This window comes from Macrococcus bovicus, from assembly GCF_004359575.1.
Taxonomy (GTDB): Bacteria; Bacillota; Bacilli; order Staphylococcales; family Staphylococcaceae; genus Macrococcus; species Macrococcus bovicus.
The window spans coordinates 65,777-75,943 of record NZ_SCWF01000010.1 but is presented as its reverse complement, the minus strand read 5'-3'; the positions used below and the strand labels follow the sequence as shown (position 1 = coordinate 75,943).

Sequence of the window (10,167 nt, the reverse complement as noted above, 5' to 3'; positions counted from 1 at the left end):
TTCTCACCCTGTCTGGTGATAATGGCAGAGAGGTCACACCTGTTCCCATACCGAACACAGAAGTTAAGCTCTCTAGCGCCGATGGTAGTTGGACTTACGTTCCGCGAGAGTAGGACGTTGCCGGGCAAATAGAAAGAGACCTGTCAGGTCTCTTTTTTTTGTATTAATTTATGCATTAAATTCTCTATATCAGTTCTAATGGAACTGTCTTCCAATCCACCGTAACCTAAAATAAGCTGGTGTTCATATATTTGCTGATTCTGTTCAGCATAGTCGCTGATTAAGCTCACTTCAATATCATCAGGTTTGATGAGAGGGTAGTGGAAGTTAATCACACAGTGCATCCCTGCTTGTTCCCCGCTGATTGTTATGTTCTCCTGAAATGGTTTAAGCGCTGCTAAAACAGCATCCAGTTTTTTCTTATAGACTTTTCTTGTCCTGTTGATATTGCGTTCAAATTCGCCTGACTGCATGAAACGAGTGATGATATATTGGATGTGTCTAGGCACTGTAATATTAGGTTTGTGTCTGAGTTCATGATATCTCCTGAGCAGGGGTTCAGGGAGTACAAGATAAGCCACACGAATACTAGGGTAAATTGATTTTGAAAATGTACTCATATAGATGACTTTCTGATGTGTATCGAGTCCTTGCAGTGCTTTCAGCGGTTGGCCCCTATATCTGAATTCACTGTCATAGTCATCTTCTATAATATATCTGTCTTGTGTCATAGCCCATTTCAGTAGTTCTGTCCTTCTTCTGGCTGACAGTACGGCACCTGTTGGAAACTGATGACTAGGTGTTACATGGACCACATCGGTTGTTGGATGCAGTGCATCGACTACGATACCCTCAGCATCCACTTTAACAGGTAAGAAGGGTCTGTTCTCGTATTTCAGCACTTTACGGATGAGAGGATAGCCTGGATCTTCGACTTGATATGTGGCTTCCGGCAGTAAACGTGTCACAAGCGTAAATAATTGTTCAGTTGAACTCCCGATAATAATCTGCTCATTCTGGCAGTTGACGCCTCGAGAGTGGTAAAGATAACGTCGTATTTGCTCTCTTAATGCATATTCACCTTGAGGATGTCCCCGGTCCAGCAGTTCATTCATCTCAACTTCAAAGGCTTCTTTAGCGTATTTTCTGAAAAGATGATGAGGGAAATCAGAGTGATGACTGTCTTCTATTTTAAATGAAGGTCGCGCCATCTTCTTTTCAGGTGGCTGGTCTGCTATTTTATTCTCTGGTGCACTATTCAGAGTTTCGATCATCTCCACAAAATAACCTACTTTTGGCTTTGAATAAATAAATCCTTCATCGAGCAGCTGCTGATAGGCGATTTCTATGGTTGTCCCGCTTAAGTTGAGATGCTGACTTAACTTACGCTTCGATGGCAGCTTATCATTCTGTATCAGTTTGCCCGAGAGAATATCCTGTTTAATAAACTGATAGAGCTGCTGATAAAGAAAAGTATCTTCTGTAAATTTATAGGTAAGCATTTCCATATAATCAACTGACCCCTTAATTTTTATTAAAACTGATACTTTTATAATATCAGTTTATTCGCTACATTAATAGGTGAAATGAATTTGAAGGAGTGTAGCAAATGTCTAAGATCTTAGGTTCAGATAAAGTAAAACGTGGCATGGCAGAAATGCAAAAAGGTGGCGTCATCATGGACGTTGTCAACGCGGAACAGGCTAAACTGGCTGAAGCAGCGGGTGCTGTGGCGGTTATGGCTTTAGAACGTGTGCCAAGCGATATCCGTAAAGCGGGTGGCGTTGCCCGTATGGCAGATCCACGTATCGTTGAAGAAGTGATGAATGCTGTTTCTATACCGGTTATGGCTAAAGGTCGTATCGGTCATATCACTGAAGCACGTGTACTAGAAGCGATGGGTGTGGATTATATCGATGAATCTGAAGTATTAACACCTGCTGATGAAGAGTTCCATTTAAAGAAAGATGAATTCACAGTGCCATTCGTCTGCGGCTGCCGTGATCTAGGTGAAGCAGCTCGTCGTATCGGTGAAGGCGCAGCAATGCTCCGTACTAAAGGTGAACCGGGGACAGGTAATATCGTAGAAGCTGTGCGTCACTTACGTAAAGTGAATGCACAAGTTCGTAAATTATCAGTGATGAATGATGATGAGATTATGACAGAAGCAAAATTACTGGGTGCCCCTTATGAAGTCTTAAAAGAAATTAAGACACTCGGCAAGTTACCGGTTGTGAATTTCGCTGCAGGCGGCGTTGCCACACCAGCTGATGCTGCACTGATGATGGAACTGGGCGCGGACGGCGTCTTCGTTGGTTCTGGTATCTTCAAATCAGAATCTCCGGAGAAATATGCTAAAGCAATCGTCCAAGCCACTACACACTATCAGGACTATGCACTGATCGGTAAGCTGTCTAAGGAATTAGGCGCAGCGATGAAAGGCTTAGATATCAATTCTCTTTCACTTGAAGAAAGAATGCAGGAACGTGGCTGGTAAGATGAAAATCGGTGTACTCGCGCTGCAGGGTGCTGTTCGGGAGCACCTGAAGCATATCGAACTGAATGGGCATGAAGGGATTCCGGTTAAGCACGTCGAACAGCTGAAAGAGCTTGATGGCCTTGTGCTGCCAGGCGGGGAATCAACAACGATGCGCCGTCTGATGGACCTCTATGGTTTTACGACAGCCTTACGGGAAAGTGAACTGCCGATGTATGGCACTTGTGCCGGTCTTATTCTTCTCGCTGATGAAATAGAAGGCTATGAAGAAGGGCATCTAAAGAAAATGGATATCAAAGTCCGCCGTAATTCTTTCGGCAGACAAGTGGACAGCTTTGAAGCAGAGCTTGATGTAAAGGGCATAGAAGAACAGGTCAACGCGATCTTCATCCGTGCACCGCACATCGTCTCAGTAGGTGATGAGGTAGAAATCTTAAGTGAAGTAGAAGATAAGATGGTAGCGGTGAGACAGGGTAAATATTTAGGTATTTCATTTCATCCAGAGCTGACAGATGACATCAAGATTATGAAATATTTTATCGAAGAGATGGCTGCTCAAAACAAATAGAAGTCACCGGCATAAGCCGGTGGCTTTTTTGCAAACAGCTAGCAGGATTTTTAGTCTGAATGGTGATATAATGTGACATTATATTTAAAGGAGTTTTATATAATAAATCTGACACTTATAGAAGCAATTAAAGCGAGAAAATCAGTCAAGGAATTCGATCCGAATGTCAAAATTCCGCACGAAGAAATGCAAAGATTTAGTGCGTTTCAATACTCGTCAGCTAGAGACAAGTGCTGCATTTATTCTCGTATTATCAGATAATAGACATGCAGAAGATTTAGAAAAGATTTATGGCAAAAATGTTGAACTGGGCTATATGCCTGAGGATGTCATGAAAACCAATGTGGCTTATATGAAAGAATCATTCTCACAGGTACCTGCTGAAGCACTTCAGATACAAGGGATGATGGATGCCAACTTAGCCGCTATGCAGCTGATGCTGATCGCTAAGGATCATGGCTATGATACGAATCCGATCGGTGGTTTTGAACGTGATGAAGTGCTGGATGCTTTAAGTATCAATAAAGAACGGTGTGTACCCGTCATGTTCATTGCGATTGGTAGATGAAAAACCGGCTGAAAAGAGGTAAGGATTAATGACAGGAACTATTCACAATAAAGATCGATTTCTTAAGAATATCAGCCAGAACTTATCAAGACCTATGCCTAGACAGGTGACCAAGCCGGCCTGGCAGTTCAGACCGCAGGATAAGACATTAGCGGACTTATCACAGGATGAGCTGGTAGAGGTGATGAAACAGCACAGCATTGCCATTCATACAGATATCATCGAGACCCGTTCAACTGAAGTGAATGAAGTGCTCGCACGTGTCATTGCCACATATGGCGGTGGAGAAATCATCGCCTGGAACGATCCTCGTTTTGATGAGTTGAATATTGATTTAAAAAAGTATGATACTTTCATCTGGGATGAGGCAAAAGGTGCGGAGAATATCGAGGTTGCAGAACGCGCTAATATCGGTATCACCTTCAGTGATGTGACACTTGCTGAAAGTGCGACAGTAGTGCTGTACGCAGATAAAGGGAAGGGTCGCAGTGTCAGCCTGCTGCCGGCTACATATATTGCGATTATTCCGAAGTCAACAATAGTCCCACGATTTACACAGGCAGCAGAGCAGATTGACCAAAGAAACAATGATTCGGATTTTCCGACATGCATCAACTTGATCACAGGTCCGTCCAATTCTGCAGATATTGAAATGAAGCTGGTCGTCGGTGTCCATGGGCCGATCAAAGCGACTTATATCATCGTAGAGGACTACTAAAAAAAAGCTTCGAAATCAACTGATTTCGAAGCTTTTTTATTATAGGAAGAAACCTGCGATAGTCGCAGAGATGAATGAGACGAGCGTCGCACCGTATAGTAACTTAAGACCGAAGCGAGCTACCACGTCACCTTGCTTATCATTCAGCGATTTAATCGCACCAGCGATAATCCCGATAGATGAGAAGTTGGCAAATGATACTAAGAAGACTGAAACGACACCAATGGCACGTTCAGATAACTCACCTGTTTTATTGTTGATGATATTCTGAACATCCAGCATCGCGACAAACTCGTTAGATACGAGTTTAGTGGCCATAATTGAACCTGCACGTACCGCATCATCCCAAGCGATACCTGTTAAGAATGCAAGAGGTGCAAAGATGAATCCTAAAATTGTCTGGAAGTCAAATGGGCTGTCAGTGAACCAGCCAGAGATACCGTAAACGATACCGTTTAACATGGCGATCAAAGCGATATAACCGATCAGCATGGCACCTACTATCACTGCAACCTTAAAGCCGTCTAAGATATATTCACCCAGCATCTCGAAGAATGACTGTTTATGTTCATTTTCAGTCATGATGACATTATTTTCTTCTTCATCTGACACACGATATGGATTGATGATAGAAGCGACGATAAAACCACCGAATAAATTTAAGACAATTGCTGTTACGACGTATTCTGGTTTAATCATCGTGAAATACGCGCCGACGATAGAAAGTGACACAGTCGACATCGCTGAAGCCGTTAATGTATATAAACGATGTTTAGGGATGTACGGAAGTTGTTTCTTCAGTGAGATGAAGACTTCAGATTGCCCTAAGATTGCTGACGCAACCGCATTGTAAGATTCCAATTTCCCCATACCATTGATTTTAGAGATCGCAAGACCCAAATATTTAATGATGAATGGCAGGATTTTTAAGTATTGAAGGATACCAATTAAAGCAGAGATAAATGTGATAGGTAATAATACATCAAGAAAGAATGTTGATGCTTGTGGAATTTTTCCAACAGCTGGATTTTCAAGACCAGCAAATACAAAATCAACACCTTTACCTGCGTAACTGAGCAAATAACCAAAACCTGTGGCTAAAAATTGAACGAATTTGATTCCCCATGGTGTCTTCAGCAGTAAGAATGCCAGGAGAAACTGGATGACGAGCATAATACCGATATATTGCCATCTGACATTTTTCTTATCTGAACTGATTGCCCATGCGAGTAACAGGAAGATGACGATACCTATCGCCCCGATAATATAATTCATGTTATTCCTCTCCTTCATATATAAACTAAACGTCATTAAATATCATACTACATTTATTATGAAAGCGGTACCTCTTTTAGAAAGGAGAGACAAATTGTTTGCACTCATTCTGCATTGTCCCTATAATAAAGTCAAAGATGGTCAAAAAGAGGTGAAATCATGAAAAATATGTCTGACATTATCGAACAGTATTTAAAGCAGCTACTTGAACAAAGCGGGGATGCAGTGGAAATAAAGCGTTCAAAGATCGCCGAGAAATTTGACTGTGTACCGTCGCAGCTCAATTATGTTATCAAGACCCGTTTCACAAGTGAACATGGCTATGAGATAGAGAGTAAGCGTGGCGGTGGCGGCTATATTCGTATTACGAAGATTGAGTCCAATGATCAAGGGGCGTTTATCGACCACTTGAGTGCTATGACCGGCCAGCATGTCAGTCAGCAGAAGGCAGAGCATATTATTGATGCTTTATCACAGAATGACTTGATTTCAGACCGTGAGAAACGTCTGTTACTCGCGACGATTCACCGTGATACCTTATACGTAGATGTACCATATAGAGATTATATCAGAGCGAATATTCTGCAGAATATCCTGACAGTTATTCGTTATCATTAGCGAGGTGCAACATGAATTATAATGATGAAGAATTTACAATGAATCAGCTGCTGAAACATCTGTTCAGAGAGGAGCAGGCAGAACCTGTCTGTCCGAACTGTGGTCTTGCGCTGAGTGAAGCCCTGCATATCGGTAAATTCGGTTGTCACACTTGCTATGCCACTTTCAGTGATTATGTCCCGCAGATTGTTGAACGCGTGCAGGCAGGCAACCAGAAGCATACAGGTCAGGCACCTCTCAAGTCAGCACAAAAAATCAAGCTGAAGAAGCAGATAGAAGCGCTCGAGGCTAAACTGGAAGGATTAGTTGCTGAACAGGCTTTTGAAGAAGCGGTGCTAGTACGTGATGAAATAAAAGCGCTGAGACAGAGGGGGGATTCCGATGCTGGATAAACATTTGAATGTGCAGCTGGGGGACTGGATGCAGCAAGCCGATCAGCCCATTATTCTGAGCTCCAGAATCAGGCTCGCTCGCAATCTTGAGGATTTTGTGCATCCGCTTATGTATGATGATCAGACAGGAGAACAAGTACTGAACGCGGCATCCGCTGTCCTGGGTTCACAGTTCGATGAAGTGAGACTTGCGGATCTTGATGTCAATGCGAGGCAGATGCTGGTGATCAAACACCTCGTAAGTAAGGAACTTTTAAGCCAGCCCCATGGCGCCGTCTTCCTCAGTGAAGATGAATCGGTGAGCATTATGATCAATGAAGAGGACCATATTCGTATTCAAGTATTAGGGCGTGACTTATCTCTTGAACATCTCTATTTGAAAGCCAAAGAGATCGATCAGCAGATAGATGAGAAGATGACGATATCATTTGATGAGACGCTCGGTTATTTAACGACCTGTCCGACGAATATCGGCACAGGGCTGAGAGCGAGTGTCATGCTCCATCTGCCGGGGCTTTCCATTATGAAACGTATGACGCGTATTGCCCAGGCAATCAACCGCTTCGGTTATACGATTCGCGGTATATATGGTGAGGGAAGTCAGGGGCTCGGTCATGTCTATCAGGTATCCAATCAGCTGACACTCGGTAAGAGCGAGGAAGCCATTATAGGCGACCTGAAGCAGATTGTTGAGCAGATTATCGGTGAAGAAGAAGCGATGCGTCAACGACTGTTTGACTATGACTATATCCAGACATCTGACCGCATCAACCGCAGTCTCGGTATTTTGAAATATGCACGATTGATCAGTGCAGAAGAAGCAAGTCTCAGACTAAGTGAAGTTAAAATGGGTATTGATATGGGAATCATTCCCGCCCAGCCATTTCGATTTAATGAGTTGATGGTGGCGATTCAGCCCCCATTTCTCAATACGATCAATGAAGCACTTGAAATAGATGAAAAAAGAGCCAAGATGCTTAGAGAACATCTTTAAAGGAGGAAAAACCATGTTTGGTAAATTAACAGAACGCGCTCAGCGTGTCCTTGCACATGCACAGGAAGAAGCGATTCGCCTGCAGCATAATAATATCGGTACTGAGCATCTGCTGCTTGGTCTTGTCAAAGAGCCTGACGGGATTGCAGCAAAAGTACTGGCAGAGTTTGATATTACGGAAGAAAAAATCATCAATGAGGTCGAGCAGCTGATCGGTCACGGGACAGATCTCGGTGGCACCATCCAGTACACACCAAGAGCGAAAAAAGTGATTGAATTATCTCTTGATGAAGCACGTCGCCTGAATCATTCATTCGTCGGCACGGAGCATATCCTGCTGGGTCTGATCCGTGAAAATGAAGGTGTCGCGGCACGTGTTCTTGCTAATCTGGACTTAAATATCACGAAAGCACGGGCGCAAGTCGTGAAGTTACTCGGCAGCCCGGAAATGAGCGCTAAAAACGCTCAAGGCTCAAAATCACAAGGTACGCCGACACTTGATGGACTGGCACGTGACTTAACGGTCATCGCGAAAGAAGGCACGCTTGACCCGGTCATCGGTCGTAGCCAGGAAATCATTCGTGTGATTGAAGTATTGAGCAGACGGACGAAGAACAACCCTGTTTTAATCGGTGAGCCTGGTGTCGGTAAAACAGCGATTGTTGAAGGATTAGCACAGGCCATCGTCAATAATGAAGTACCTGAAACGTTAAAAGACAAACGGGTGATGAGCCTGGACATGGGTACGGTGGTCGCAGGTACGAAATACCGCGGGGAATTCGAAGAACGTCTGAAGAAGGTAATGGATGAAATCCATCAGGCAGGCAATATCATTCTCTTCATCGATGAATTGCATACCTTGATCGGTGCAGGCGGTGCTGAGGGTGCAATTGATGCCTCAAACATTCTGAAACCAGCACTGGCGCGCGGAGAACTGCAATGTATCGGTGCAACGACGCTTGAAGAGTACCGTAAGTACATCGAGAAAGATGCCGCACTGGAACGTCGCTTCCAGCCGGTGACCGTCAATGAACCGAGTGTTGAAGATGCGATTGAAATTCTGAAAGGTCTGCGCGACCGTTACGAAGCCCATCACCGCATTAAAATTACGGACGATGCTTTAGTAGCAGCAGTTAAGATGAGCGACCGCTATATCTCTGACCGTTTCCTGCCGGATAAAGCGATCGATTTAATAGATGAAGCGGGTTCGAAGGTACGTCTGCGTAACCATACCACACCGCCAAGCCTGAAAGAACTGGAATCAGAACTGGAACAGATTAAAAAAGAAAAAGATGCCGCTGTTCATTCCCAGGAATTTGAGGAAGCTGCAGCACTCCGCGACAAACAGACAAAACTGGAGAAACAGCTCGACGAAACGAAGAAAGAATGGAAGAAAAGTCAGGGTCAATCAGAATCAGCTGTCACTGAAGATGATATCGCACAAGTCGTCGCACAGTGGACAGGTATTCCGATCAACAAGATTGCTGAGACAGAATCTAAAAAGCTGCTCAATTTAGAAGAGATTCTGCATAACCGTGTCATCGGTCAGCAGGATGCTGTGCAATCTATTTCTAAAGCTGTACGCCGTGCTAGAGCCGGCTTGAAAGATCCTAAACGTCCGATCGGCAGCTTTATTTTCCTCGGACCAACAGGTGTCGGTAAGACTGAACTGGCTAAAGCACTTGCTGAAGCGATGTTCGGTGAAGAAGATGCGATGATCCGGGTCGATATGAGTGAGTTTATGGAGAAACACAGTGTCTCTAGACTGGTCGGTTCTCCTCCAGGATACGTCGGTCACGAAGAAGGCGGTCAGTTGACGGAGAAAGTTCGCCGTAAGCCTTATTCAGTGATTCTATTCGATGAAATCGAAAAAGCGCATCCGGATGTCTTCAACATGCTGCTTCAAGTACTGGATGACGGTCGTCTGACAGATGCGCAAGGGCGTACAGTTGACTTCCGCAATACAGTCATCATTATGACGTCTAACGTCGGTGCTCAGGAACTGAAAGACAATAAATTTGTCGGCTTCGGTGCAAGTGCAACAGGTCCTGACTATGAGACAATCCGTAAGACGATGATGAATGAACTGAAAAACCAGTTCCGTCCAGAATTCTTAAACCGTGTAGACGATATCATTGTCTTCCACAAGCTTGAAAAAGACCATTTAAAAGAAATCGTCACATTGATGGTCGGTAGTCTGGCGAAACGTCTGGAAGAACAGGATATTCATATCACTTTAACAGATGCTGCGAAAGAAAAAATTGCAGATGAAGGCTATGATCCTGAATATGGTGCGCGTCCGCTCGCACGTGCCATCCAGAAGAATATTGAAGACCAGTTATCAGAAGAACTGCTGAAAGGTCATACATTAGCAGGACAGGATGTCAGAATTGATTATATAGATGGTCAGTTCGATATTCAGACAGTCGCAAGAACGGCTGCAGAATAAGATTAAACCCCTGAAGTATATGCTTCAGGGGTTTAATTGTATTAAGCATAAAAAGAGTTTAAAATGGAAAGATAAAGATACAGGAGGA

10 protein-coding genes and 1 rRNA gene are annotated in these 10,167 nt (G+C 43.8%); 9 read left to right on the top strand and 2 right to left on the bottom strand.

Going from position 1 to position 10,167, the window contains the following annotated elements:
- Positions 1 to 11 precede the first annotated feature (11 nt).
- A 5S ribosomal RNA gene (rrf, locus tag ERX55_RS09015) occupies positions 12 to 126 on the top strand.
- Positions 127 to 143: 17 nt separating this feature from the next.
- Here rrf and pdxR read toward each other — a convergent pair.
- On the bottom strand, positions 144 to 1,508 hold the full coding sequence (gene pdxR / locus ERX55_RS09010; protein ID WP_133452242.1) for a MocR-like pyridoxine biosynthesis transcription factor PdxR: 1,365 nt from the start codon (positions 1,506 to 1,508) through the stop codon (positions 144 to 146).
- 101 nt (positions 1,509 to 1,609) lie between these two features.
- Between pdxR and pdxS the strand changes: the two genes are divergently transcribed.
- The 4 genes from pdxS to ERX55_RS08990 all read left to right on the top strand — a co-directional run bounded on the left by pdxS (position 1,610) and on the right by ERX55_RS08990 (position 4,351).
- Positions 1,610 to 2,497 carry a pyridoxal 5'-phosphate synthase lyase subunit PdxS gene (pdxS, locus tag ERX55_RS09005; RefSeq protein WP_133452241.1) on the top strand — a complete coding sequence of 296 codons (888 nt, stop codon included), beginning with the start codon at positions 1,610 to 1,612 and terminating at the stop codon, positions 2,495 to 2,497.
- Position 2,498: 1 nt separating this feature from the next.
- Positions 2,499 to 3,065 carry a pyridoxal 5'-phosphate synthase glutaminase subunit PdxT gene (pdxT, locus tag ERX55_RS09000; RefSeq protein ID WP_133452247.1) on the top strand — a complete coding sequence of 189 codons (567 nt, stop codon included), beginning with the start codon at positions 2,499 to 2,501 and terminating at the stop codon, positions 3,063 to 3,065.
- A 163-nt stretch (positions 3,066 to 3,228) separates the two neighbouring features.
- Positions 3,229 to 3,633, top strand: a complete 405-nt coding sequence (locus tag ERX55_RS08995; RefSeq protein ID WP_133452240.1) for a nitroreductase family protein — start codon at positions 3,229 to 3,231, stop codon at positions 3,631 to 3,633.
- A gap of 28 nt (positions 3,634 to 3,661) precedes the next feature.
- Complete coding sequence (locus tag ERX55_RS08990; RefSeq protein ID WP_133452239.1) at positions 3,662 to 4,351, top strand: LutC/YkgG family protein; 690 nt, start codon at positions 3,662 to 3,664, stop codon at positions 4,349 to 4,351.
- Positions 4,352 to 4,390: 39 nt separating this feature from the next.
- Here ERX55_RS08990 and ERX55_RS08985 read toward each other — a convergent pair whose 3' ends face one another.
- Complete coding sequence (locus tag ERX55_RS08985; protein ID WP_133452238.1) at positions 4,391 to 5,626, bottom strand: NupC/NupG family nucleoside CNT transporter; 1,236 nt, start codon at positions 5,624 to 5,626, stop codon at positions 4,391 to 4,393.
- Positions 5,627 to 5,785: 159 nt separating this feature from the next.
- Here ERX55_RS08985 and ERX55_RS08980 point away from each other — a divergent pair, with 159 nt between their 5' ends.
- From ERX55_RS08980 to ERX55_RS08965, 4 genes are read left to right on the top strand one after another with little or no spacing between them, the layout of a single operon-like run.
- Complete coding sequence (locus ERX55_RS08980; protein WP_133452237.1) at positions 5,786 to 6,244, top strand: CtsR family transcriptional regulator; 459 nt, start codon at positions 5,786 to 5,788, stop codon at positions 6,242 to 6,244.
- Between the two features lie 11 nt (positions 6,245 to 6,255).
- Entirely contained in the window at positions 6,256 to 6,636 is a 381-nt protein-coding gene (locus tag ERX55_RS08975) for a UvrB/UvrC motif-containing protein (RefSeq protein WP_133452236.1), read from the top strand.
- Positions 6,626 to 7,630, top strand: coding sequence for a protein arginine kinase (locus tag ERX55_RS08970; RefSeq protein WP_133452235.1), 1,005 nt, complete (start codon positions 6,626 to 6,628; stop codon positions 7,628 to 7,630). Before ERX55_RS08975 ends, ERX55_RS08970 begins: the two co-directional genes overlap by 11 nt.
- Positions 7,631 to 7,643: 13 nt before the next feature.
- Positions 7,644 to 10,079, top strand: a complete 2,436-nt coding sequence (locus ERX55_RS08965) for an ATP-dependent Clp protease ATP-binding subunit (protein ID WP_133452234.1) — start codon at positions 7,644 to 7,646, stop codon at positions 10,077 to 10,079.
- Positions 10,080 to 10,167 lie beyond the last annotated feature (88 nt).